This is a genomic window from uncultured Caulobacter sp., assembly GCF_947036865.1.
GTDB lineage: Bacteria > Pseudomonadota > Alphaproteobacteria > Caulobacterales > Caulobacteraceae > Caulobacter.
In genome coordinates, this window is the sequence record NZ_CAMQSF010000046.1 from 1 (window position 1) to 24,015 (window position 24,015).

Genomic DNA, 24,015 nt, shown 5'->3' on the forward strand with positions numbered 1-24,015 from the left:
TGAGGGCCGCCGCCGCGGCCAGCGCCAGCCAGCAGTCGCGCGCGGCGCCCGCCACATCGGAAAGGCCCGCGCGCAGACTGGCGCCGACCGTCGCCGATTCCTCCGTCATCCGATCAAGTCCCTCTCGCTCCGCGTCCCGATCCGAGTCGCGGCGCTCGTCGGCAATCTAGGGTCTCGCCACGGTTCTGGCGATGAGGCGGCGCCGACGCGGGCGGATTTTGCCGGGGCGTAGCGCGGCGGCTACGCCTCCTCGCCGGTCAGCGCCCGGTGGATCACCGCCCAGGGCGCGTAGAGGATCGCCTGCGCCGCCGCGCCGAACAGAGCCCCGAACGTCGCCCACGCTGCGATCCACGGCCAGAGGTCTCTGAGCACGGTGATGGGCGGCCGAGCCAGAAACGCCTCCAGCCCGCCCGGCGCCGCCATGACCGTCATCGCCCCGCCCGTGAACAGCAGCGCCACGACCAGTCCGCCAATCAGCAGTTCCAATGCGATCAGGAACGCCGCCAGGAGCAGCCCCACGCCCAGCAGGCGCCAGCCCTGCCCCTTGGTCAGGCTCCAGGACTCGAACAGCCGGAACTGGTTGTCGACGAAGGTCATCGGCGCGGCCATCGACAGGCGCAGCGCGACCCAGAGCAGGAGGCCCGCGGCGATCACGCCGCCGCCCACCGCGGTGGCTGCCGCCGCGATCTTGCCGCCCTCGCCGGCGCTGACCGCGACGATCGCCACGATGACCGCCAGGACCAGGACGATCACGACGATGGCGATCATCGCCAGCACCTGCTCGACCAGCAGCAAAAGGGTCAGCCACAGCTCGCGCGAGCCGACCCGCAGATAGGCCCAGGCCGACTGACCGGGCGCCAGAATGGCGCGGAACACGGCCGCGCAGAGCACCGCCCTGACGAAGGACGCGCCCAGCCAGAAGAGCATGTTCAGGGCGTTCATGCGCGACTGCAGCCCCGCCATCTCGCGGAACTGGCTCAGGTCGGTCTCGGCGCCCGAGCGATGGCTCATCGCCAGCACGATCAACCGATGAAGGTCGGGGCCCATCGCCAGGAACAGCAACAAGCTCGTAACGCCCAGCGAAAGCAGCAGAACGATCGTCCAGCCGACCACCGCCAGCGGCTCGCGGCCGATAAGTCCGAAGCCGGCGGTCGCCGCCTCGCTCACGGAAAACTTCGCCATGTCCCCCTCCCCTTGCTCGCCAGGCGCGCGGCGTCCGGTCCGATCGCGCGAGCTTATCAGCAGGTATCGCCGCGCGACAGCCGGGGGTATAGGGCGCGGCCATGACCACGAATTCTTCCCCCAAACCCGTCCACGTCGTCGGCGGAGGCCTGGCCGGCTCCGAGGCCGCCTGGCAGATCGCCCGCGCCGGCGTGCCGGTGATCCTGCACGAGATGCGCAAGGACGACGCCAGCGGCAAGGTCACCACCGACGCCCACCAGACCGACGGCCTGGCCGAGATGGTCTGCTCCAACTCGTTCCGCTCCGACGACTGGCAGTTCAACGCCGTGGGCCTGCTGCACGCCGAGATGCGCAAGCTGGACAGCCTGATCATGGCCTGCGCCGACCAGCATCAGGTGCCGGCCGGCGGCGCCCTGGCGGTCGACCGCGACGGCTTCTCGGCCGAGGTGACGAAGCGTCTTTCCGAGCATCCGCTGGTCACGATCGTCCGCGAGGAGATCGCCGGCCTGCCGCCGGAAGACTGGGACAATGTCGTCGTGGCCACCGGCCCCCTCACCTCGCCCGCCCTGGCCCAGGCGATCCTGGACCTGACCGGCGAGGGCCAGCTTTCCTTCTTCGACGCCATCGCGCCGATCATCCACTACGACTCGATCGACATGGACATCGCCTGGCGTCAGTCGCGCTACGACAAGGAAGGCCCTGGCGGCGACGCGGCCGCCTACATCAACTGCCCGATGAACAAGGACCAGTACGAGGCCTTCATCGACGCCCTGCTGGCCGGTCCCAAGTCCGAGTTCAAGGAGTGGGAGAACGTCCCCTATTTCGACGGCTGCCTGCCCATCGAGGTGATGGCCGAGCGCGGTCGCGAGACCCTGCGCCACGGGCCGATGAAGCCGGTGGGCCTGACCAATCCGCGCGATCCGACCGTGAAAGCCCACGCCATCGTCCAGCTGCGCCAGGACAACGCGCTGGGGACGCTGTGGAACATGGTTGGCTTCCAGACCAAGCTGAAGCACGGCGTCCAGGCCGAGACCTTCCGCATGATCCCGGGTCTGGAGAACGCCCAGTTCGCTCGGCTGGGGGGCCTGCACCGCAACACCTTCATCAATTCGCCCAAGCTGCTGGACAAGTCGCTGCGGATGAAGGCCATGCCGCGCCTGCGCTTCGCGGGCCAGGTCACCGGCGTCGAGGGCTATGTCGAGAGCGCGGCCATGGGACTCCTGACCGGCCGCTTCGCCGCCGCCGACCGCCATGGCGCGCCGATCGACGCCCCGCCGCCGACCACCGCCCTGGGGGCCCTCGTCGAGCACATCACCGGCGGTCACCTGGAGGGCGGCAGCTTCCAGCCGATGAACATCAATTACGGCCTGCTGCCGCCGCTGGAGGCCCCCAAGGTCGACGAGGACGGCAAGAAGATCCCGCTGAAGGAACGCGGTCGGGCCAAGAAGCGGCTCATGAGCCTGCGAGCGCTGCGGGATCTGGACGCGTGGGCGGGCGCGTCTCCGCCGGCCGCTTGAGCCCGCGCGTCGCCGGGTCCTGCGGGAAGAAACGGAAGCCCTTGAGCACCAGCTTCACCGCTTCCCAGTGGATGGCGGCCAGCACCCCGGCGACCTGCCAGGGGTGACCGGCCAGCGCCTTCCAGAGCGCGGCGTCGGTCAGAGCGCGCCGCTCGCCCGCGAAGGTCGCCGTCATCAGCAGGCCGTCCTCGTCCAGCACATCGACGCCGATCTGGACGGTCTCGCCGGGCGGGACGATCGCGAAGGCGTAGCGCAGATCCATCGGCATGAACGGCGAGACGTAGAACACCTTGCCCGCCCGCTGCTCGACGACGCCGCCGCGCGGCGGGCCCGCTGGGAGGACATAGTCGTGACGTTGGCCAAAGGTGTTGCGCACCGCGTGAACGGTCGCCACCAGCCGCCCCTCGGCGTCGTGGCAGAAGAAGACGCTCAGCGGATTGAAGCCCTTGCCCAGGATGCGCGGCATGGCCAGCACGCTGATCCGCGCGCCGTCGGGCGCCAGGCCGCCCGCGCGCAGCTTGGCCAGCACCTCGTCCTTCAGCGACGTGGCCGGCGCGTCGAGATGGTCGCGCTCGCTGAAGCCGACCAGGTTCCAGCGGTCGCGCGAGAACCGTTTCAGCCGGCGATCCAGGACGTCGACCTCGTCGAGGTCCAGCAGCAGCATGAACACCCGATAGCGCAGGCGGTGGCGCTTGGGCCGCGCGCGGTCGTGCACGACATGACCCGCGTAGAGCGCCGACCGTAAGGTCACGCCGCGCGCTCGCGTTCCGCCGGCGCCGGCGGCGGGTTCAGGAAGATCCGGCTCGAGGGGTCCGGCGTCAGCCAGGGCCGGCGCGCGCCGCCCAGCTCCTCGGCCACGGCTAGGCCCGCCTGCAAGCCGTCCTCATGGAAGCCCGAGCCGAAATAGGCGCCGCAGAACCAGGTGCGCCGGCGGCCTTGCAGCGACCACAGGCGGCGCTGGGCCAGCATGGCCGGACCGTCGAACAGCGGGTGCTCATAGACCTGGTCGTGCAGCGTGTCGGCCGGGTCGCGATCGGGATTCAGCGACAGGAAGAACGGCGTCTCGCCGATCGGCTGCAGCCGGTTCATCCAGTAGGTCACGCCGCCGTCGTCGCCGCGACGGCCCACATGGTTCCAGCTGGCCCAGGCCGAGCGGCGGCGCGGCATCAGCCCCGCGTCGCGGTGCAGGACGGCGCGGTTGCGGCTGTAGCGGAAAACGCCCAGCAGCTCGGTCTCCTCGGCCGAAGGCGAGGCCAGCATCGACAGCGCCTGGTCGGCATGGGACCCGATCACCACGTGATCGAAGGCGCGCGTCTCTCCCGTCATATCCTCGATCCGGACGCCGTCGGGACCCCGGTGGATCGCCGTGACCGGACGGCCGGTCAGGATCTCGCCAGAGACGCCCGCCGCCAGCTTCTCGACATAGCGCGCCGAACCGCCGACCACCGTCCGCCAGATCGGCCGCTTGTCGATCGGCAGCATCAGGCCGTGATTGTCGAAGAACCGCAGCAGCGCCGCGGCCGGGAACTCGCGGATATCGCTCATCGAGGCCGACCAGATCGCCGCCGCCTGGGGCAGCAGGTGGTCCTCCTGGAAAGCGCGTCCGAAGCCCTGGCGGGCCAGATACTCGTCCAGTCGGCAAAGGCCGCCCGCCTCGAGGTCCGCCGGGATGCGGCGGCCTTCGCGGTAGAACCGCATCACGTCCAGCAGCATCTTCAGAAAGCGGGGATTGAGCGCGTTGCGCTTCTGGGCCAGCAGCTTGGTGCTGGAATATTCGAGCGCGCCGTCGTCCAGCGAAACGCCGAACGACATGTCCGTGGGCGCGGTCTCGACGCCCAGATGCTGGAACAGCGCCGTCAGGTTCGGATAGTTCGGCTCGTTGTAGACGATGAAGCCGGTGTCGACGTCGCGCCCCTCGACGGTCACCGTGTTGGCGTGCCCGCCCAGGCGCCCGTCGGCCTCGTACAGCGTCACGTCGTGACGACGCGACAGCAGCCAGGCGGCCGAGAGACCCGAGATCCCGGCGCCGACAACGGCGACGGACAGGCGAGGAACGACGGTCGTCAAGGCGATCTCCCGAACTAGGCTTACGGAAGGTCTACGGACCGTGAGCGCGGCCGGACGCATCCGGCGGCGCGCGCCTGCCGTATCGTCAACACGATCAAGGAGACCGGCGGATGACCCTGACCAAAACGGCGATCGGCTATGGCGCGACCGCCCTGGCCATGCTGGCGCTGGACGCCGTCTGGCTGACGACGATGTCGCCGCGCCTCTATCAGCCGCGCATCGGCGAGCTGCTGGCCGCCAAGCCGTCGCTGGCGCCGGCGGTGATCTTCTACCTGCTCTATGTGCTGGGCATCGTCGTGCTGGCGGTCCTGCCGGCGGCGCGCGAGGGCGGCTGGAAGCGTCTGCTGGTCAACGCCGCCGTCTTCGGCCTCGTGGCCTACGCCACCTATGACCTGACCAACCAGGCGACGCTGAAGACCTGGTCGACGACCATCACCCTGGCGGACATGGCCTGGGGGACGCTGGTCACCACCCTCGCCGCCTCGGCGGGCTTCGCCGCCTTGCGCCGCTTCGGCGCCTGACCTCACCGGCTCGGTCCGGGAGCGTTTCGCGCGCCGTCGCGTTCGCCCCCGCATGACCGCGTTTTCCACTTGGCTGACCGAGTCGGTCGCTCTGCTCAACTGGGCGCCGCCGTGGCTGGTCAGCCTGGCGCTGATCACGCTGGCGGTGCTCGTGGCGCTCGCCGCCCACGGCGTGGTGGTCAAGGTCGTCCGGCGCGGCCTCTCCCGCCGCGACGCCTTCTGGCAGACCTTGATCGCGCGGACGCGGCGCCCCACCCGCCTGGCCCTGATCGTCGCCGCCCTGGGTCCCGCCGTCTCGGCCGCGCCCCTGACGGGCGGCCAGGCCGACGCCGCGCGCCACCTGCTGCTGGTGCTGTTCATCCTGCTGCTGGGCATGATGGCCATGACCGCGCTCGACATCGCCGCGGCGCTTTACCTGCGGGGCTTCAAGGTCGACGTCGAGGACAACCTCCTGGCCCGCAAGCACATCACCCAGGTGCGGATCCTTCGCCGCGCCGTGGCGATCCTGCTGGGCCTCGTCACGGTGGCCCTGGCGCTGATGACGGTGCCCGGCGTCCGGCAATGGGGCGTCAGCCTGCTGGCGGCCGGCGGCGCGGCCAGCGTCATCGTCGGCCTGGCGCTGCAGCCGCTGCTGACCAACCTGATCGCCGGCATCCAGATCGCCGTCACCCAGCCGATCCGCATCGACGACGCCGTGATCGTCGAGAAGGAGTGGGGCAATGTCGAGGAGATCAGCGCCACCTATGTCGTCGTCCGCCTGTGGGACTGGCGGCGGATGGTGGTGCCGCTCAGCTACTTCATCCAGACCCCCTTCCAGAACTGGACCCGCGAAAGCGCCGCCCTGATCGGCACGGCCATGCTCTATGTCGATCCCGCCGCGCCGGTGGACCGCCTGCGCGCCAGGCTGGAGGAGATCGCCAAGGCCTCGCCGCTGTGGGACGGCAAGGTGGTCAATCTGGCCGTCACGGATCTCACGGCCGAGGTCATGGAGGTGCGCTGCCTGGTCAGCGCCCGCAACGCCGGCAGGACCTTCGACCTTCGCTGCGAGGTGCGCGAGAAGATGATGGCCTTCCTGCGCGACGAGCTGCCGGAGGCGTTCCCGAGGCGCCGTCTAGCCCTGGCGAGCGGGCAAGCCTGACCGGAGGCCTTCCGTAAGTAATAGAATTATGACTTATGGAGAGGCGCCGCGTCGCCGACGTGGCGCGCGCGTGGGCGCCGGGCGGGAAAGCGTCGCCGGTAAGGCTTGCCGCCGGTGGAGCGCCGGCGCAGCCTGCTAGGGTCGGGGGATGGAGGCCAAGACGGACGTGATCGGGGGCGTGGACATCGGCGCGCGGGCCAAGGCGCGCTGCGACCTGCTGGGTCTTCCACCCTACAGCGAGGTCGAGGGCCAGCTGACGCGCCGCTTCCTGACGCCCGCCCACGACGCCGCCCTGACGGCGCTGGCGGGCTGGATGCGCGAGGCCGGCATGAGCGCGCGCCGCGACGCCGCCGCCAGTCTGATCGGCCGCTACGAAGGCGAGACGGCGGACGCGCCGGCCCTGATCATCGGCTCGCACATCGACAGTGTCCGCAACGGCGGGCGCTATGACGGACCGCTCGGGATCATGCTGGGGATCGACGTGGTCGAGGCGCTGCACCGCGCCGGCCGCCGTTTGCCGTTCGCCATCGAGGTCGTGGCGTTCGGCGACGAGGAGGGCTCGCGCTTCCCGGCCTCGATGAGCTGCAGCCGCGCCATCGCCGGCACGCTGGGCGCCGCGGCCCTGGCGATGACCGACGCCGACGGGATCTCCGTCGCCGAGGCGCTCGCGGCCTTCGGGGGCGATCCGGCCGGTGTCGCCAGCGCCGCCCGCAAGCCCGAGGACGTGCTGGCCTTCCTCGAAGCGCACATCGAGCAGGGTCCGGTGCTGGAGGCCGAGGGCCTGCCGCTGGGCGTCGTCACCGCCATCGCCGCTCAGAAGCGGCTGATCGTCCGGATCATCGGAACCGCCGGCCACGCCGGCACGACGCCGATGGCCTTGCGCAAGGACCCGGGCCCCGCCGCCGCCGAGTGTATCCTGGCGCTGGAGCGGATCTGCCGGGCCGGGACCGATGGCCTGGTCGGCACGGCCGGGCGGATCACCGCCCTGCCTGGCGCCTTCAACGTCATTCCGGGCGCGGTCGAGTTCTCGATGGACATCCGCGCCGAGACCTCGGCGACCCGCGACGCCGCCGTCGATGCCATCAGCGCCGAGATTCACGCCATCGCCGCCGCGCGCGGCCTGACCGCGCAGATCCGCCTGGCCCAGGCCCTGGCCGAGAGCCCCTGCGATCCGTCGCTGATGGCTCTGTTGGACGAGAGCCTCGCCGACCTTGGCCTGCCCGCGCGCCGCCTGCCCTCGGGCGCGGGTCACGACGCCATGGTGATGGCCGACCTCTGCCCCACCGCCATGCTGTTCATCCGTTGCGAGGGCGGGATCAGCCACAACCCCGCCGAAGCCGTCACCGAGGCCGACTGCGCCCTGGCGGCGCGGGCGATGCTGGGCTTCGTGGAGAAGCTGGCCGCCAATCCCTTGCGTCCTTCGAGGCCGCTGCGCGGCGCCTCAGGATGAGGATTTTGCAGCGCATCCCCTACCTCATCCTGAGGTGCGCGCCGAAAGCGCGCCTCGAAGGACGCACAGTGACCACCGCCAAGACCAACCGATGACCGACACCTTCAACGAACTCGACCACCCCGCCCGCCTGCTGATGGGGCCCGGCCCAATCAACGTGCACCCGCGCGTGCTGCGGGCCATGTCGGTGCAGCTGCTGGGCCAGTTCGATCCGGAGTTCACCGGCTACATGAACGAGGTCATGGCGCTCTATCGCGGCGTCTTCCAGACGAAGAACCGCTGGACCTTCGTCATCGACGGCACCTCGCGCGCCGGCATCGAGGCGGCCCTGGTCTCGACCCTGCAGCCTGGCGACGACGTGGTGGTGGTCAACGCCGGGCGTTTCGGCCTGCTGCTGGCCGAGATCGCCGAGCGCTGCGACGCCAAGGTCACCTTCGTCGAGGCCCCGTGGGGGACCGTGGTCGACCCGCAGGCGGTCGAGGACGCCGTCAAGCGCGTGAAGCCGCGCCTGGTGGCCTGCGTGCACGGCGACACCTCGACCACCATGGCCCAGCCGCTCGCCGAGATCGGCGCGATCTGCCGCGCGCACGGGGCGCTGATGTATGTCGACGCCACCGCCACGCTCTCCGGGATGGACGTCCCCGTCGACGCCTGGGGCGCCGACATCGTCACCGCCGGCCTTCAAAAGTGCCTGGGCGGGCCCTCCGGCTCGGCCCCGATCACCCTCAGCGACCAGGCCGCCGAGCACATCTTCTCGCGCCGCCACGTCGAGAAGGGCCTCGTCGGAACCGGCGGCGCGGCGGGGAACGGCCGGCGCATCGCCTCGAACTATTTCGATCTGGCGATGATCATGGACTACTGGTCCGAGCGTCGCCTGAACCACCATACCGAATGCGCCCCGATGCTGTTCGCCGCCCGCGAATGCGCGCGGCTGGTGCTGGAGGAAGGCCTGCCCGCGCGCTTCGAGCGCCATGCCCAGGCCGGGGCGGCGATGACCGCGGGCCTGGAGGCCATGGGCCTGTCGATCTACGGCGACAAGGCTCACAAGATGACCAACGTCACCGGGATCTGGGTTCCGGACGGCGTCGACTACGACCGGGTGAAGGCCCGGATGCGCACGGACTTCGAGATCGAGATCGGCTCGGCCTTCGGTCCTCTGACCGGCAAGATCTGGCGGATCGGGACCATGGGCGTGAACGCCCGTAAGCACGCGGTTCTCCAGACCTTGGCGGCCTTCGAGGCGGTGCTGCGCTGGGAGGGCTTCAGCGCCCCGGCCGGCGTCGGCGTCGACGCGGCGGCGGGGGTGTACGGATGAGCCTTTCGCCCGAAAAACGCTCGTCATCCCGGACGGCCGTAGGCCGATCCGGGATCCAGGGGCCAGCGGCAGCGCGGTTGCCCCTGGGTCCCGGCTCTTCGCTTCGCTACGGCCGGGATGACAACAGGAATAAGGGGAGCCTGGCATGACCCCTCCCTACCCCCGCGACCTGATCGGCTATGGCGAGCATCCGCCGCACGCCCGGTGGCCGAACGGCGCCCGCGTCGCCGTGCAGTTCGTGCTGAACTACGAGGAAGGCGCCGAGCGCTCGATCCTGCACGGGGACCCGGTCAGCGAGTTCTTTCTCTCGGAAATGGTCGGCGCCCAGCCCATCGAGGGCATGCGCCACATGTCGATGGAGAGCCTGTACGAATACGGCTCCCGCGCCGGCTTCTGGCGCATCCGGCGGCTGTTCGATGAATTCGGCCTGCCGCTGACCGTGTTCGGCGTCGCCCAGGCCATGGAGCGCCACCCGGACGCCGTCGAGGCGATGATGAAGTCCGGCTGGGAAATCGCCAGCCACGGCTATCGCTGGATCGACTACCAGCACGTCACGCCCGACCAGGAGATGGAGCACATCCAGCGCGCCATCGAGATCCAGACGCGCCTGACCGGCCAGCGTCCACTGGGCTGGTACCAGGGCCGCACCAGCCCCAACACCGCGCGCCTCGTCGCCCAGGAAGGCGGCTTCGTCTACGACGCCGACAGCTACGCCGACGACCTGCCCTACTGGGACAGCCAGCACGGCCGCGCGCAACTGATCGTGCCCTATACGCTGGACGCCAACGACATGCGCTTCACGGCCGCCCAGGGCTTCAACACCGGCGAGCAGTTCTTCACCTATCTGCGCGACGCCTTCGACGCGCTCTACCTGGAGGGCGAGACCGCGCCGAAGATGATGAGCGTCGGCCTCCACTGCCGGGTGGTCGGCAAGCCGGGCCGGATCGGGGCGCTAAGGCGGTTCCTGGAGCATGTGGTCGCGCACGACCGGGTCTGGGTGGCGCGGCGGATCGACATCGCCCGGCACTGGATCGCCGAGTATCCGTATGGGGGGAGCGGCCAATGAGCCCCATCCATCAAAAGCCGCCATCCCGCGACGTGTTCGCGGGACCCATGGTTCAGCTTTCACGTGAGAGCGTGATCACTCCCGCACCTGCGACGGATCAATGGGTCCCGCGCATAAAGCGCGGGATGACGCCGTGGGGAGGTGATTTGTGAGCTCAGCCCCTCCCCTGTCGCTGAAGCTGCTCAACAGCATGAACCAGACCGGCTTCACCACCGCCCTGGGCTTCGCCTTCGAGCTCTCGCCCTGGGTGGTCGAACGCGCCTGGAGCGAGCGGCCTTTCGCCAGCGTCGAGGCGATGCACGCGGCGATGATGGCCGTCCTCGAGGCCGCGCCCATCGGCGACAAGCTGGCCCTGATCCGCGCGCACCCCGAACTGGCCGGCAAGGCCGCCATCGCCAAGCAGCTGACCGCCGAGAGCAACGCCGAACAGGCCAGCGCGGGCCTCGACCGGCTGACGCCCGAGGAGTTCGCCCGCTTCCACGACCTGAACGCCGCCTATCGCGAGCGCTTCGGCTTTCCGTTCATCATCTGCGTGCGCCTGAACGACAAGGCCTCGATCCTGGCGGCGATGCGGGCGCGCCTCTCGAACGACGAAGCCGCCGAGATCGCCGAGGCCATCACGCAGATCGGCCTGATCTCCAAGCTCCGGCTCCTCGACGCGGTGAGCGCATGATGGATTACGACCTCGCCTCCTGGGCCAGCATGGCCCTGCGCTGGCTGCACGTGGTGGCGGGCGTCGCCTGGATCGGCGCGTCCTTCTACTTCGTCTGGCTGGACAACAATCTGCGCGAGCCGCATCCGCCCAAGGACGGGGTGAAGGGCGAGCTGTGGGCCGTGCACGGCGGCGGCTTCTACCACTCCCAGAAGTACATGGTCGCTCCGGCGCACATGCCCGAGCATCTGCACTGGTTCAAATGGGAGGCCTACACCACCTGGCTGTCCGGCTTCGCCCTGCTGACCGTGCTCTACTATGTCGGCGCCAACGTCTATCTGATCGACCCGGCCAAGCACGCCTTCACCCAAGGCCAGGCGATCGGCGTCGGCCTCGCCTTCATCTTCGGCGGTCTTCTGACCTACGAGGCCCTGTGCCGTTCGCCGCTGGGCCAGAACGGCAGGCTGTTCGGCGTCGTGTGGTTTTCGGTCATGACCGCCGCGACCTGGGCCCTGACCCACCTGTTCTCCGATCGGGGCGCCTTCATCCACGTCGGCGCGATCCTCGGGACCTGCATGGTCGGCAACGTGTTCCTGATCATCATCCCCAACCAGCGCAAGATCGTCGCCGACATGCTGGCGGGGCGGCCGGTGGACCCGCGTCTCGGGGCGATGGGCAAGCAGCGGTCGGTGCACAACACCCACATGACCCTGCCGGTCATCTTCATCATGATCAGCAACCACTATCCGGCCGTTTCGGGCCATCCGAAGGCCTGGCTGCTGCTGGCCATGATCAGCGCCGGCGCCATCGCCATCCGCTACTTCTTCATCCAGCGGCACTTCGGCAAGATCCGGCACGAACTGCTGTTCGTGGGCGCGCTGCTGATCTTCGGCGCGACGGCGATCGCCTCGATCAGGCCCAAGGACAAGGTCACGGTCTCCGGCGAAGTGCCCTTCGCGACCGTCCAGGGAATCATCCAGAAGCACTGCGTCATGTGCCATAGCGCGACGCCCACCCACGCCGGCTTTTCCGCCCCGCCCTTGGGCGCGACCTTCGACACCCCTGCGCATATCCAGGCCTACGCGCCGAAAATCAACGAGCGCGCGGTCCTCTCGACCAGCATGCCCCTTGGCAACGAGACCGGCATGACCGATGAGGAGCGCGCCCAGCTGGGCGCCTGGATCAAGCAGGGAGCCAAGAGCCCGTGACCGACGCCGTCCTGGACGCGCCGCCCAAGACCGAGAGCGATCCCGCCCCGCGCAAGCGCAACGCCGAACGGACCCGCAAGGCGATCCTGGCCGCGGCGCTGAAGGAGTTCTCCCAGGCCGGCTTCGCCGGGGCCCGCATCGAGCGGATCGTCAAGTCCGCCAAGTGCAACATCCGCATGCTCTACCACTATTTCGGGGACAAGAAGGGCCTGTACATGGCCGTCCTCGAAAGCGCCTATATGGACCTGCGCGCGCGGGAGGCCGAGCTTCGCATCGACTTCAACCAGCCCCTCGAGGGCTTCCTCGCCCTCCAGCGCTTCACCTTCGACTATTTCGAGAAGAACCCCCGCTTCGAGGGGCTGCTGCGGAACGAGAACCTGCAGCACGGCAAGTTCGCCGCCCAGTCGCGCGTCGTGACCGAGACGGCCTTCCCGCTGCGGCGCACGATCGAGGGCCTGATCAAGAGCGGCCAGGACCAGGGGATCTTCGGGCCCGACCTCGACCCGGTGCAGATCTATGTGACCATCGCGGCCATGAGCCGCTTCCACCTGGCCAACGGTTATTCTCTGTCGGCGACCCTGGACACCGACATGACCGCCCCCGAGTGGCGCAAGGCGCGGCTGGACCACGCCCTGGCCTTGCTCGAAGGCTATCTGACGCGCGGCGCGCGTTAGGGCTTGGCGGCGGCCGGCGCGGTCGCCAGCGGCGGGCCGCTGAACTCGGCCTCGATCGTGACCTCGACCTCGTCGCCGACGCCCATGGTCGTGCCGGGGGCCGGCACGCCGAACGCGACGCCGAAGTCCGAGCGCTTGAACGCGCCCTTCGCCGAGAAGCCCACGCGGGCGTGCGGGTCCATCGCATGGCCGGCGTAGCCGCCGTTATAGGTCACGTCCAGCACCACCGGCTTGGTCACGCCGTGCAGCGTCAGATCGCCGGTGACCTTGCCCGTGTCGGGACCGGTGGTCTCGATCTTCGTGGATTTGAACGTGATCGCCGGATAGGTCGCCGCGTTCAGCCACTGCGGTCCGGTCAGTTGCTGGACGAAGCCCGCCGGCGGATGCGGCAAGGTCAGCGACTTGGGATCGACCGTCGCCTCCAGCGAACTGGCGGAGGGATTGTTCTGATCGAAGCGAAGCTTGGCGTCGAAGTCCGCGAAGGCGGCGGTGTAACGCGAGAAGCCCAGGTGGCTGACGCGGAACACGAGGCTCGCGTGCGACTTGTCCAGCGTGTAGTCGCCGGCCGGAATATCGGCCCTGGGCGGCTTGGGCGCGGTCGCCGGCGGCGCGGCGACGACGGGCGGGGTCGCGGCATTCTTCTCCGCCGGAGCGGGCGAACAGGCCGCGAGCGCCAGCAGCGCCGCGACGGGCAGGATCGATTTCAAGGCGTCCCTCCTGATGTCTCCCGCGGCGGAGCCCGCCGCGATCGCCAGTCCCCACGCTGGCTTAGCGTCAACGTAGGGACCAAGCGGAGGTTGCGGTAGCGGCTGTCAGGCCGCGATGAACATATCGGCCGTCACGAGCGAGGAGGTGACGCCCTTCAGGAGCACCACCTGGTCATAGCCGTCGTGCGCCATGTCGTTGTCGACGACGACATAGGTGTCCGGCCCCGCGTCGACGATCAGATACTTCTTGGCCAGCGTCCCCAGTTGCAGCTGGTTATTGAACGCGTCGATCGTGAGGGCGGAGCTCGCGCTGATCTTGCCGTCGGCGCTCAGCGTGGCCGTCATGCGCAGGATGTCGCTCTCCTTGACCACCGTCGGCGCGCCGGAGAACGCCAGTTTGTCGCCGGCGCCGAAGTCCGTGATGACGTCCGCCACGGTCAAGGACGTCGAGAAATAGCCTTCACCGGCGAGGAACTTGAAGACGTCCGCGCCAGCCCCCCCGATCAGCATGTCGGCGCCCTGGCCGCCGAAAAGCACGTCCGCGCCGTCGCCGCCGTTCAGAAGGTCGTTGCCGCCGCCGCCATAAAGGGTGTCGTTGCCGGCGCCCCCGGTGATGACGTCGAAATCGTTCGTTCCCTGGATCACGTCGTTGCCCGCCGTCGGCTGGGCGGCGACCGAGCTGGCGAGCGGCGCCAAAGCGGTCATGTTGAGCGAGACGATCCCCGTGGCGCTCGACACCAGCAGAGTTCCGCCGTCGTCACTGACCTGAACCCGATTGCCGTAACCGCCGAAGTGGTAGGCGGGCGAGTCCAGAGGATTGATGTCGACACCCAACGCATACACCTGCTCAAGGCCCCACGTCGTCGTCGAGTACTGGAACAGCCGGTCATAGTTATCGACGACGAAAAGATGCTTTCCGTCCGCGCTGAAGTCGAGGCCATAGAGACCCAGAACCTGCGGCTGACTGGCGAAGAGATCGAATTTGTAGTTCAGCGCGCCATCGAAGACGGCGCCGCCGCTGACGATGATCGATCCATCGGGCGAAATAGCCATGGTGCTGGACCCGCCGCCGGCCGCGCTGCCCGCATACGGCGCGCCCGAAACCGTATGGCCCTTGCCGGACTCGAAGAGCTCCAGCGTGTAGCCGCCCGACGCCAGCAGAACCTGATCATGATCGGAACTGCCGACGAGCACGCTGCTCTGCCGATATTCCGCCGTACCAGAGGCGAAGGCCCCGGTCGCGAGGTTCAGCGTGGTGACGGGCGTCCAGCCGGAGCCGCCGAAGTCCTGCGTGAGCATGACCGTGCCGTCCTTCAGGACGGCCGCGTCCGCGAAGCCGAGATCCATGCCCGTGACGGTGGTGGTGTAGTCCGTCACTGTCTTGGTCCACAAATCCAGGACGTGCACCGTCGCCGTGGCCTTGTTCTTCGTCCAATCCTCACCGGCCACCGAATTCGTCAGCGCGTGCTCGGCGACGACCAAGTAGCGGCCGTCGGGCGTGACATCCATGCCGCCCAGGTCGGTCCCGACCTTGATCTTCGACAGCACATCGCCCGTGTTGGAATTGATGATGCTGACGAAGCCGTCCTTGTCCGAGACATAGGCCTGTCGCCCGCTGAGGGAGAGCACCACGTCCCGCAGATCGCCGGCGGCGGACGTGACGATCATCTTCGGCTTGGCCAGATCGCTCACCGTCACGGTGGCGGTCGACGACGGCAGCGTGACCGACTTGTCGTGAAACTTCAGGATTTCGATGTTCACGAGGGTATCGACCTCGTTGAAGCCCTTCACCGTCCAGGAGCCGTTGGCGTTCTTGGTCCAGGTGTAGTCGCTCGCGTCCCCGAAGAAGATCGCCGTATCGGTTCCCGCGCCGCCATCAAGGATGTCGTCGCCGCCCGCGCCCTCCAGCGTGTTGTCGCCCGCGTCGCCGATCAGCACGTCATTCGCGCCGGAGCCCCGAACGCCTTCGAAATGAAGCAGGGTGTCGACGCCGCCGCCCCGTGTATCTTGCGGACCGGCTTTGGACAGATCGACCCACACCCCCGCGGAGGTCTCGTAAGAGACGACGTCGAAGCCCGCGCCGCCGTCCAGGATGTCGTCGCCAGCGGCGCCGTTGATCACGTTGTTGCCCGCGTCGCCCGTGATGCGGTCGTTTCCGTAACTGCCCATCACGTTCTCGATGTTCGAGACGACCATGTGGATACCGGGCGAGATCACCTGATCGCCGGTGTTCGTCAGGTCGAGCGTGATATCGAGGATGGACGAGAACATCAGGGTGTCGACGCCGGAGCCGCCGTCCACGATCGTCGCGTCGCCCTCGCTGCCCGGGCCCGGCCAGACGATGATCGTGTCGTCGCCAGCGCCGCCCAGCAGCAGGTCGCCCGGCTTGCGGTAGCTGCCTCGAAGGATGTCGTTGCCGTCGCCGCCATCCAGGGTGTCGTGACCGCCGATGCCAAAGAGAACGTCGTCGCCCGCGTCCCCGAATAGATAGTTCTCGGCGTCGTTTCCGACGATGTAGTCGTTATGCGCCGAGCCCATCGCCGCCTCGATCGAGACGAGCGTGTCGACGCCGGCCGGGATCGGGACCTGGGGCGCTGGCGCTCCCGACAGATTGATTGTCACACCCACGTCGCTGAACGAATAGTCCACCGTGTCGAAGCCGTCGCCGCCGTCGATCACGTTGACGCCCGCGCCGCCCGACAGGTGGTCGTCGCCCGCGCCGCCGTAGAGCTTGTCGTCGCCGTCGCCGCCCCAAAGGTAGTTGTCGCCCGCGTCGCCCTTCAGGACGTCGTTGAATTTGGAGCCGTAGAGGTTCTCGATGCCGGTCAGGGTGTCCTTGCCCGCGCCGATCGTGTCCTGAGCCACGCCGACCTTGGTCAGGTCGACGGTCACGCCGGCCGTGGCGTCCTCGTAGGACGACCAGTCATTGCCGGCGCCGCCCTTGATGATGTCGTCGCCCGCGCCGCCGACCAGGTAGTCGTCGCCGTCGCCGCCATCCAGGGTGTCGTTGCCGGCCGAGCCCCACAGGGTGTCGTCGCCGCCATTGCCGCGGAGGGTGTCGTCTCCCTTGCCGCCGACCATCATGTTGGCCCCGGCGTTGCCGATCAGGGTGTCGTTGAAGTCCGAGCCGTACAGGTTCTCGATCGAGATCAGCTTGTCGGTCCCGCCGCCGCCGGTGTTCTGCGGCCCGGTGATGTTGAGGTCGACCTTCACGCCCGAGGTCGCGTCCTCGTAGGCCGCCCAGTCGTTGCCGGGGCCGCCGTCCAAGGTGTCATTGCCCGCGCCGCCCAGCAGATAGTCGTCGCCCTCCCCGCCCAGCAGGGTGTCGTTGCCGTCATTGCCGGCCAGGACGTCGTTCCCGGCGCCGCCCTTCAAGGTGTCGTTGCCGCCGAACCCATAGAGGATGTCGTCGCCGGGACCGCCGGTCAGGACATCGCCGCTTTCCGTGCCGTACAATTCCATCTCTCGAACCCCTCTGGCCAAACCGCAACCTCAGCGTGACCTAGCGAGTGCAAGACGTGGACCGAACCCTTTTCAGCCGGAGGTGGAATATTAACCTTGAGCATGCGCCGCTTCGGGAACGGCGGGGCCGTTTTGGCACGAAATCCCTTGCGCGCTTTGGAGTCCGCGAGGACTTCGATCAAGGGGGACGCTCGGCGGGATCCCCGCTCCCGCCCGGTTCCGACGGGGCTTCAGGCCACGCGCCAAGGTGGCGGCGGCTCGGGCGTCAGAACAGCAGCCCCTTGGCCAGCAGCGCATGGACGCCCTTCTCGCCATTGACCGTCTGGGTGACGCGGAAGTCCACGGCCAGCGAGCAGAACTGATAGGCCTGCACCCGGGTCAGGGCCGAGCGGGCGACGATGAAGTCGATCGTCTGGCGCAAGGCCTGTTTCATGGCCAGGTCCAGATCCTCGTTGAAGCCCATCAGGATGTGGTGCGTCGGCGTCTCGGCGCGGGGCCATCGGAGGTCCGCGCCCTTGTGCAGGATGAAGGTGAAGGTCCCGGTCAGGCCCATCTCCAGGGCGTTGACGCAGACCTCGCCGTCGCCCTGCCGCCCGTGGCCGTCGCCGACCGAGAAGTTCGCCCCCGGAACCCAGACCGGCAGATAAAGGGTCGCGCCGGCGGTGAACTCCTTATTGTCCATGTTGCCGCCGTGCTCGCGGGGCTCGCGGCTGGACAGGCGGCCGTAGCGGGCCGGCGGCGCGACGCCCATCGTGCCGAAGAACGGGGCCAGCGGCAGTTCCGGACCCCAGTCGGGCTTGCAGACGCCGCGCGCGCGGTCGACGGCGATGTGGCTGACATAGCGCTCGGGAAAGTCCTCGGGGAGCGTGCCGGCCAGGGGCCGCACGGCGCAATAGCCCCAGTCGTTGTTCGGCGCGATCGCCTCGATCCGCGCCTCCAGCATGTCGCCCGGCTCGGCGCCGGCTATGGCCACGGGGCCGGTCAGGATGTGCGGCCCGATGCGCTCGGGCTTGCTGGCGTGGATGGCCCGCAGCGCCGGCGGAACCGCGTAGGGCGATCCTTCCGGCGGCATCACCTCGACACCGCCCGACACGCACTCGAAGGTGACGCTGTCGCCGGAGGCCACGGTCAGCACCGGATCGAACGCGGCGTCGAACATGCCAAAACGGATGGTGTCGGGGGCGGAGGTGAGCCGGTGATGCGCCATCAAGTAAGCCTTCTCTTACAAGACCACCTCGCGCCGGCCTGGCCCGAGCGCCAAGACCCCGGCCCGAAGATCGTCTAGCTTCGCCCCCGTCTGCCCACGCGGCGGGCGGTCGAGGCGCGCGACGCCCGGCGCTTGGGCGTTCGGCGGCGCCAAGGGCAAGCGGCGCTGGCGCGGCCGGCGAAGCTGGGTGTATGAAGTTTTTTATTACTTATTGATCCGGTCGCGGGGGCGGCCGCTGGGGGAAAGATGGACGCCGAGACCCAAGCCTTTCTCGATCTGACCGAGGCCGAGATCGCGTCCTGGACCGCCGCCCGGACCGCCGAACGCGATCTGGTTCCGCCCGCCGCCGCCCTTCCCGGCGTCCTCGAGAACCTGGCCCTGCTGAGGAGCCAGGCCGCGCTGGTCTTCGCCGCCCTCGGCGATCGCGCCGGCGACGCGCCCGAGGCCTTCGTTCCGTGAGCTTTCCCGGCCTCATCGAGATCGCGGGCGAGGTGCGCGCCGGCCGGGTCAGCGCCCGGGCGGTGGCCGAGGCCGTGCTGTCGCGGATCCAGCGTCTGGACGGCGGCGTCAACGCGTTCACGGCGGTCACCGCCGAGCGCGCCCTGGCGGCCGCCGACGCCGTCGACGCCGACCGCTTGGCGGGACGCCCGCTGGGCCCGCTGGCCGGCGCGCCGTTCGCGGTGAAGAACCTGTTCGACCTCGAAGGCCTGCCCACCCTGGCCGGCTCGAAGATCCGCCGCGACGCGCCGCCCCCCGCCCGAGACGCGACGCTGGTCAAGCGCCTGACCGCCGCCGGGGCGATCCTGGTCGGGGCGCTGAACATGGACGAGTTCGCCTATGGCTTCGTCACCGAGAACGCGCACGACGGGCCGGTCCGCAATCCGCACGACCCCAGCCGCATCGCCGGCGGCTCGTCCGGCGGTTCGGCGGCGGCGGTGGCGGCGGGCCTGGTCCCGCTGACCCTGGGCTCGGACACCAACGGCTCGATCCGCATCCCGGCCAGCCTGTGCGGCGTCTTTGGGCTGAAGCCGACCTATGGCCGGCTGTCGCGCCAGGGCGTCTTTCCGTTCGTCGAGAGCCTGGACCACGTCGGCCCCTTCGCGCGCTCGGTCGAGGACCTCGCCCTGGCCTACGACGTCCTGCAGGGCCCCGATCCCGAGGGCGACGCCCTGTGCGTGCGCGCGGCCGAGCCGGTGAGCGAACGCCTCGACGCGCTGTCCGAGCGCCCCTTGCGTGTCGGCGTGCTGGGCGGCTGGTTCCAGCAGGGCGCGTTCCCCGAGGCGCTGGAGGCGCTGGGCCAGGTCGCCGAGGCCCTGGACGCCGCCCCCGTCGAACTCCCCGGCGCCCAGGCCGCCCGCGCGGCGGCCTTCTGCCTGACCGCGTTCGAGGGCGGCGCGCTGCACCACGCCGATCTGGCCCGGCGGGCGATGGACTATGACCCCGCCGTCCGCGACCGCCTGCTGGCCGGCGCCCTGTTGCCCGAGGGCGTGGCCCACGCCGCCCGGCGCTATCGGACGATCTTCCGCGACCAGGTCCGCGAGGCCTTCCAGCGCCACGACATCCTGCTGGCCCCCGCCTCGGTATGCCCCGCCCCGCCGATCGGCCAGGCGACGATGGAGATGGACGGCGTCCCGGTCTCGGTCCGCAAGAATCTCGGCGCCTTCACCCAGCCCATCAGCTATGTCGGCCTACCGGTCGTGGCCGCGCCGGTGAACCGCCCCGGCCTGCTGCCGATCGGGGTGCAGATCATCGCCCCGGCCTGGCGCGAGGATCTGGCCTTCGCCGCCGCCCTGCGGCTGCAGCGGGCCGGCGTCGTGGCCGCCCATCCCCCGAAAGGCGCCCTATGATCGTCAATGATCCCAACGTCCTCGCCGAGGTCACCGACGCGGTCGACGCCTATGAGGCGGCGCTGATGGCCAATGACGTCGCGGCCCTGGACGAGGCGTTCTGGCGCTCGCCCCACACCGTGCGCCTGGGCGTGGCCGAGAACCTGTGGGGCTTCGACGAGATCGCCGCCTTCCGGATCGGCCGCGCGGGCGGCTCGCCGCCGCGCACCCGGCTGCGGACCGAGATCACCACCTTCGGCGCCGACCTCGCCATCGCCAACATCGTGTTCAGCCGCGACGACACCGGCAAGATCGGCCGTCAGAGCCAGACCTGGATCCGCGTCGCGGAGGGCTGGAAGGTCGCCTCGGCCCACGTCTCCCTGATGCAGGCCAGAGCCGATCAGCGCCTCGCCTCGCCCGATGAAAACCGCTAGAGCCAGCCCATGACCGCCCCCACCAAGATCATCTTCGACACCGATCCCGGCATCGACGACGCCATGGCGCTGCTGTTCATCGAGGCCAGCCCGGCCCTCGATCTGATCGCCGTGACCACCATCTTCGGCAATTCGGACATCGAGACCACGACCCGCAACGCGCTCTATCTGAAACGCCGCTTTGGCTTGAAGGCGCCGGTGTTCAAGGGGACCGACAAGCCCCTGACCCGGCCGCGCAACCCCTCGCCGACCTTCGTGCACGGCGTCAACGGCCTGGGCGACGTCGAGCTGACCGGCCACGTGGCGGAACACCCCGAGGCCAAGCCGGCGCACCAGGCGATCATCGATCTGGCGCGCCAGTATCCGGGCGAGGTCGTCCTCTGCGCCGTGGGTCCGCTGACCAACCTGGCTTTGGCGCTGCAAGCCGATCCCGAGGTCGCGACCCTGCTGAAGTCGGTCGTCATCATGGGCGGCGCGTTCGGCGTGGCCGGCAAGCCGGGCAATGTCACGCCGGTGGCCGAGGCCAATATCTGGAACGATCCGGAGGCCGCCGACCAGGTCTTCACCGCGCCCTGGACCCTAACCGCCGTCAGCCTGGACGTCACGACCCAGGTGGTCATGTCGCCGGACTATATGGACGCCCTGGCGGCGGCCTGCGGCGACGCGGGCCAGTTCCTCAACGCCATCTCCAAGCCCTACGCGGCGTTCTATGGCGAGCGCGACGGCGTCGTCGGCTGCTGCGTCCACGACGCGGCGGCGGTGGCCTGCGTGATCGATCCGACGCTGTTCAAGATCCGGCGCGGCGCGGTGCGCGTGGTGACCGAGGGCATCACGCTCGGCCAGACCTGCCAGAGCCCGGAAGGCGAGCTGTTCGGCCCGTCGGCTTGGGACGACCAGCCGATCCAGTCGGTGACCGTGGCGGTGGACGGGGATCGGCTGCTGGCGCTGTACGCGGAGACGATGAAGGCGGGTTATCGCTGAGACGCGCTGCGTCCTTCGAGGCGCGCTTAGGAGCGCGCACCTCAGGATGAGGAACTCTATGCATTGAGGTCGTCATCCTGAGGCGCCCGCACAGCGGGCCTCGAAGGACGCACGGCTTTAGCGCCTGTACCGCTCCACGCCCGCCAGATACGTTCGCGCCACCACCCGGTCATCGCCCAGCACCGTCAGCGCGAAGAGCTTGTCCTCCAGGCTCTTGGCGCCCGCCAGCCGCCGCGCCAGCAGCGGGGTCGCGGCGGGATCCAGCACCAGGAAGTCGGCTTCCTTGCCGGGCATGAGGTTGCCGATCTTGTCGTCGAGATCCAGCGCCCGCGCCCCGCCCAGCGTCGCCAGGTAGAAGGCGTGGAACGGGTCCAACGCGTCGCCGCGCAGTTGGCCGACCTTGTAGGCCTCGCCCAGCGTGTGGAGGATCGAGAAGGTGGTCCCCGCCCCGACGTCGGTGCCGACGCCGACCTTCACGCCGTGCGAGCAGGCCTCCTCCAGCGGAAAGAGGCCCGAGCCCAGGAACAGGTTCGAGGTCGGGCAGAAGGCCACAGCCCCGCCCTTGGCCGCCAGCCGCCGGAAGGCGCCGCCCTTCAGATGGACGCAGTGCGCGAAGACCGAGCGCTTTCGCACGAGGCCGAAGCGGTCGTAGACGTCCAGATAGTCCTTGGCCTTGGGGAACAGCCGGGCGGTCTCCTTGATCTCGTGCAGGTTCTCCGACAGGTGGGTCTGCATCCAGACGTCGGGATGCCGTTCAAGCACCTCGCCGGCCATGGCCAGCTGGGCGTCGCTGCAGCTGATCGCGAAGCGCGGTGTCACGGCGTAGCCGAGCCGGCCCTTGCCGTGCCAGTCGGCGATCAGGGCCTCCATGTCGACGCGGCTGCTCTCGACCGTGTCCGTCAGGCCCTCGGGCGCGTTGCGGTCCATCAGCGCCTTGCCGGCGATCAGCCGCATGTCGCGGGCATGGGCCTCGGCGAACAGGGCGTCGACCGAGACCTTGTGCACCGAGCCGAACACCAGGGCCGTGGTCGTGCCGTTGCGCAGCAGCTCGTCCAGAAAGAAGGCCGCGGTATCGGCGGCATGCTCGGGATCGGCGAAGGCCGCCTCGGCCGGGAAGGTGTGCTGCTCCAGCCAGTCCAGCAGCTGCTTGCCGTGGGCGGCGATCACGTCGACCTGCGGGAAGTGGATGTGCGTATCGACGAAGCCCGGCGTGATCAGATGGCCGGTCAGGTCCTCCAGCTCCGCCCCGCCCAGCCAGGGCGCGAGTTCGGCATAGGCGCCGCAGCCGACGACACGGCCCTCCTCGACCAGCAGCAGGCCGTCGGGGTGGTAGGCGATCGCCGCCTCGCCGGTCTTGGTCGGGTCGTCCAGCAGGTGGAGGATCGACGCCCTAAAGGCTTGCACTGGCGCTCTCGTCGTTGCGAACGCGCGCCGCTTCCTGGCGCGTCAGGAGGTCGGCCGCCACCGAGACCGCGATCACCTCCGGCGCCTTGCTCTTCAGCTGCGGCAGGCCGATGGGACTGGTCAGGCGGGTCAGGACAGCCGGCGAGAAGCCGTCGTCCCGGAGCCGGCTCATGAACCTAGCGCGCTTGGTCTTCGAGCCGATGACGCCGAGGTAACAAAACCCGCCGCCGGCCAAGCCCGCCGACACCAGGGCATAGTCCAGGGCATGGTCGTGCGTCAGCACCAGGCCGTAGGCGTCGGGCTCGGCGCCCATGGCCTTGGCCGCCATCTCGGCGGGCTCCAGGACGGTGACGCCGGGGATGGCGGCGGTCTCCGGCCGGGTGTCGTACCAGAAGAGACGGAAGGGCAGCGGCTCGAAGGCCCGGGCGATCGCCTGGCCCACATGGCCCGCGCCGAACAGCAGCAGCGGCGGACGCGGCGCGTCGGCGCGCTCGACCAGCTCGTCGCCGGGGGCGGGTCGCGCGCCCCGCGCCGTGGCGACCGCGCCGGCCAGGGTGATCGCCGGCCCATCCTCCTGGCTCGCCGAAATCGGCGCGACGGCCTTGCTCAGCAGGCCGGGCTCGAAGCGCGTGCGGACCTCGAAGGGCTGGGCCGCGTCCATCCGCCGGGCCGCGTCGGTCAGCCAGTCGCGGCTGTTGTCGTTGAGCCGCTCCAGCAACAGCCGCACGCGCCCGCCGCAGCACTGGGCCAGCAGCGGTCCCAGTGGATAGTCCTGGATCGCGAACGGCGTCTGGCCGGCGTCGAGCATCCGTCGCGCCTGGTCGGCCGCGCGGTGCTCCAGATTGCCGCCGCCGATCGTGCCGGCCTGGCCGTCCCGCCAGACCACCATCTTGGTCCCGGCCTCGCGCGGGGCCGAACCCTCGGTGGCGAGCACCGTGACCAGGGCGGCTTCGTCATGGGCGTCGAGACGCGCCAGGGCGGCGCGGGCCCAGTTGCGGGTCATGCGGCCATCCCCGAAATCCGTTCTCCCCGGCGAATGCCGGGGCCCAGATTCACCTTGGGAGGCTGGCCTGCTCGCGCCCGCCCACTCAGCCAAGCCCAGCCAAGCTCGAGGGTTCGATCTGGGCCCCGGCGTTCGCCGGGGAGATCGGACGAGGGAGACCTAGGTGTCGTTTCCAAGAAGGTTGTTTACACGCTGCCAGGG

Annotated in this window: 21 protein-coding genes and 2 pseudogenes; 14 read left to right on the plus strand and 9 right to left on the minus strand. The window is 69.4% G+C overall.

The genetic code is table 11. From position 1 onward, the window contains the following. Positions 1-240 precede the first annotated feature (240 nt). Complete coding sequence (locus Q0V34_RS17660) at positions 241-1,182, minus strand: hypothetical protein (RefSeq protein ID WP_297514617.1); 942 nt, start codon at positions 1,180-1,182, stop codon at positions 241-243. Between the two features lie 101 nt (positions 1,183-1,283). Here Q0V34_RS17660 and trmFO point away from each other — a divergent pair, with 101 nt between their 5' ends. Then, on the plus strand, positions 1,284-2,699 hold the full coding sequence (gene trmFO, locus Q0V34_RS17665; protein ID WP_297514620.1) for a methylenetetrahydrofolate--tRNA-(uracil(54)-C(5))-methyltransferase (FADH(2)-oxidizing) TrmFO: 1,416 nt from the start codon (positions 1,284-1,286) through the stop codon (positions 2,697-2,699). Here the strand turns inward: trmFO and Q0V34_RS17670 are convergent. Then, positions 2,635-3,450, minus strand: a complete 816-nt coding sequence (locus Q0V34_RS17670; RefSeq protein WP_297514622.1) for a DUF1365 domain-containing protein — start codon at positions 3,448-3,450, stop codon at positions 2,635-2,637. The genes trmFO and Q0V34_RS17670 overlap by 65 nt on opposite strands. Continuing rightward, the gene (locus Q0V34_RS17675; protein ID WP_297514626.1) at positions 3,447-4,766 is read right to left on the minus strand and encodes an NAD(P)/FAD-dependent oxidoreductase; all 1,320 of its coding nucleotides are present in this window, start codon (positions 4,764-4,766) and stop codon (positions 3,447-3,449) included. The genes Q0V34_RS17670 and Q0V34_RS17675 overlap by 4 nt, the downstream gene beginning before the upstream one ends. Positions 4,767-4,882: 116 nt before the next feature. On the opposite strand from Q0V34_RS17675, the gene Q0V34_RS17680 reads away from it, so the two are divergent. The 4 genes from Q0V34_RS17680 to Q0V34_RS17695 all read left to right on the plus strand — a co-directional run bounded on the left by Q0V34_RS17680 (position 4,883) and on the right by Q0V34_RS17695 (position 9,190). After that, entirely contained in the window at positions 4,883-5,287 is a 405-nt protein-coding gene (locus Q0V34_RS17680; protein ID WP_297514676.1) for a DUF2177 family protein, read from the plus strand. Positions 5,288-5,339: 52 nt separating this feature from the next. After that, positions 5,340-6,425 (plus strand): mechanosensitive ion channel domain-containing protein, encoded by a 1,086-nt coding sequence (locus Q0V34_RS17685; protein ID WP_297514629.1) that lies wholly within the window; start codon positions 5,340-5,342, stop codon positions 6,423-6,425. A 166-nt stretch (positions 6,426-6,591) separates the two neighbouring features. After that, positions 6,592-7,875, plus strand: coding sequence for an allantoate amidohydrolase (locus Q0V34_RS17690; RefSeq protein ID WP_297514679.1), 1,284 nt, complete (start codon positions 6,592-6,594; stop codon positions 7,873-7,875). Positions 7,876-7,909: 34 nt separating this feature from the next. Beyond that, entirely contained in the window at positions 7,910-9,190 is a 1,281-nt protein-coding gene (locus Q0V34_RS17695) for an alanine--glyoxylate aminotransferase family protein (RefSeq protein ID WP_297514633.1), read from the plus strand. Positions 9,191-9,241: 51 nt separating this feature from the next. Here the strand turns inward: Q0V34_RS17695 and Q0V34_RS17700 are convergent. After that, a pseudogene (locus tag Q0V34_RS17700) lies at positions 9,242-9,337 on the minus strand (hypothetical protein); the annotation flags it as partial. Between Q0V34_RS17700 and puuE the strand changes: the two are divergent. The 5 genes and pseudogenes from puuE (at position 9,336) to Q0V34_RS17725 (ending at position 12,790) form a co-directional block, all read left to right on the plus strand. Beyond that, positions 9,336-10,256 (plus strand): allantoinase PuuE, encoded by a 921-nt coding sequence (gene puuE, locus Q0V34_RS17705; protein WP_297514636.1) that lies wholly within the window; start codon positions 9,336-9,338, stop codon positions 10,254-10,256. The pseudogene Q0V34_RS17700 and the gene puuE overlap by 2 nt on opposite strands. A 47-nt stretch (positions 10,257-10,303) precedes the next feature. Continuing rightward, positions 10,304-10,386, plus strand: a pseudogene (locus Q0V34_RS17710) (hypothetical protein); the annotation flags it as partial. A gap of 18 nt (positions 10,387-10,404) precedes the next feature. Continuing rightward, entirely contained in the window at positions 10,405-10,929 is a 525-nt protein-coding gene (gene uraD, locus Q0V34_RS17715; protein WP_297514639.1) for a 2-oxo-4-hydroxy-4-carboxy-5-ureidoimidazoline decarboxylase, read from the plus strand. Then, a complete protein-coding gene (locus Q0V34_RS17720) occupies positions 10,929-12,116 on the plus strand; it encodes a urate hydroxylase PuuD (protein ID WP_297514643.1) in 1,188 nt (395 codons plus the stop codon). Before uraD ends, Q0V34_RS17720 begins: the two co-directional genes overlap by 1 nt. Next, a complete protein-coding gene (locus Q0V34_RS17725) occupies positions 12,113-12,790 on the plus strand; it encodes a TetR family transcriptional regulator (protein ID WP_297514646.1) in 678 nt (225 codons plus the stop codon). The genes Q0V34_RS17720 and Q0V34_RS17725 overlap by 4 nt, the downstream gene beginning before the upstream one ends. Here Q0V34_RS17725 and Q0V34_RS17730 read toward each other — a convergent pair. The 3 genes from Q0V34_RS17730 to Q0V34_RS17740 all read right to left on the minus strand — a co-directional run bounded on the left by Q0V34_RS17730 (position 12,787) and on the right by Q0V34_RS17740 (position 18,169). Next, positions 12,787-13,497, minus strand: a complete 711-nt coding sequence (locus tag Q0V34_RS17730) for a YceI family protein (protein WP_297514649.1) — start codon at positions 13,495-13,497, stop codon at positions 12,787-12,789. The genes Q0V34_RS17725 and Q0V34_RS17730 overlap by 4 nt on opposite strands. A gap of 105 nt (positions 13,498-13,602) precedes the next feature. After that, positions 13,603-16,959: a hypothetical protein gene (locus Q0V34_RS17735; RefSeq protein WP_297514652.1), complete on the minus strand. Its 3,357-nt coding sequence runs from the start codon at positions 16,957-16,959 to the stop codon at positions 13,603-13,605. Positions 16,960-17,224: 265 nt separating this feature from the next. Beyond that, a complete protein-coding gene (locus tag Q0V34_RS17740) occupies positions 17,225-18,169 on the minus strand; it encodes an acetamidase/formamidase family protein (protein WP_297514655.1) in 945 nt (314 codons plus the stop codon). 243 nt (positions 18,170-18,412) lie between these two features. On the opposite strand from Q0V34_RS17740, the gene Q0V34_RS17745 reads away from it, so the two are divergent. From Q0V34_RS17745 to Q0V34_RS17760, 4 genes are read left to right on the plus strand one after another with little or no spacing between them, the layout of a single operon-like run. Continuing rightward, entirely contained in the window at positions 18,413-18,625 is a 213-nt protein-coding gene (locus Q0V34_RS17745; protein WP_297514659.1) for a hypothetical protein, read from the plus strand. Further along, positions 18,622-20,013 (plus strand): AtzE family amidohydrolase, encoded by a 1,392-nt coding sequence (locus Q0V34_RS17750; RefSeq protein WP_297514663.1) that lies wholly within the window; start codon positions 18,622-18,624, stop codon positions 20,011-20,013. Before Q0V34_RS17745 ends, Q0V34_RS17750 begins: the two co-directional genes overlap by 4 nt. Then, positions 20,010-20,426: an oxalurate catabolism protein HpxZ gene (hpxZ, locus tag Q0V34_RS17755; protein ID WP_297514667.1), complete on the plus strand. Its 417-nt coding sequence runs from the start codon at positions 20,010-20,012 to the stop codon at positions 20,424-20,426. The genes Q0V34_RS17750 and hpxZ overlap by 4 nt, the downstream gene beginning before the upstream one ends. A gap of 9 nt (positions 20,427-20,435) precedes the next feature. Further along, positions 20,436-21,407, plus strand: coding sequence for a nucleoside hydrolase (locus Q0V34_RS17760; protein WP_297514670.1), 972 nt, complete (start codon positions 20,436-20,438; stop codon positions 21,405-21,407). A gap of 117 nt (positions 21,408-21,524) precedes the next feature. Here Q0V34_RS17760 and guaD read toward each other — a convergent pair whose 3' ends face one another. Further along, positions 21,525-22,811 (minus strand): guanine deaminase, encoded by a 1,287-nt coding sequence (gene guaD / locus Q0V34_RS17765; protein WP_297514672.1) that lies wholly within the window; start codon positions 22,809-22,811, stop codon positions 21,525-21,527. Next, a complete protein-coding gene (xdhC, locus tag Q0V34_RS17770) occupies positions 22,798-23,814 on the minus strand; it encodes a xanthine dehydrogenase accessory protein XdhC (RefSeq protein WP_297514674.1) in 1,017 nt (338 codons plus the stop codon). The genes guaD and xdhC overlap by 14 nt, the downstream gene beginning before the upstream one ends. Between the last annotated feature and the right edge of the window lie 201 nt (positions 23,815-24,015).

Bases quoted from the DNA above. Each gene is read 5' to 3' on its own strand.
- Q0V34_RS17660 (WP_297514617.1), bottom strand. From the start codon at position 1,182: ATGGCGAAGTTTTCCGTGAGCGAGGCGGCGACCGCCGGCTTCGGACTT.
- trmFO (WP_297514620.1), top strand. From the start codon at position 1,284: ATGACCACGAATTCTTCCCCCAAACCCGTCCACGTCGTCGGCGGAGGC.
- Q0V34_RS17685 (WP_297514629.1), top strand. From the start codon at position 5,340: ATGACCGCGTTTTCCACTTGGCTGACCGAGTCGGTCGCTCTGCTCAAC.
- puuE (WP_297514636.1), top strand. From the start codon at position 9,336: ATGACCCCTCCCTACCCCCGCGACCTGATCGGCTATGGCGAGCATCCG.
- Q0V34_RS17720 (WP_297514643.1), top strand. From the start codon at position 10,929: ATGGATTACGACCTCGCCTCCTGGGCCAGCATGGCCCTGCGCTGGCTG.
- Q0V34_RS17735 (WP_297514652.1), bottom strand. From the start codon at position 16,959: ATGGAATTGTACGGCACGGAAAGCGGCGATGTCCTGACCGGCGGTCCC.
- Q0V34_RS17745 (WP_297514659.1), top strand. From the start codon at position 18,413: ATGGACGCCGAGACCCAAGCCTTTCTCGATCTGACCGAGGCCGAGATC.
- hpxZ (WP_297514667.1), top strand. From the start codon at position 20,010: ATGATCGTCAATGATCCCAACGTCCTCGCCGAGGTCACCGACGCGGTC.
- Q0V34_RS17760 (WP_297514670.1), top strand. From the start codon at position 20,436: ATGACCGCCCCCACCAAGATCATCTTCGACACCGATCCCGGCATCGAC.
- xdhC (WP_297514674.1), bottom strand. From the start codon at position 23,814: ATGACCCGCAACTGGGCCCGCGCCGCCCTGGCGCGTCTCGACGCCCAT.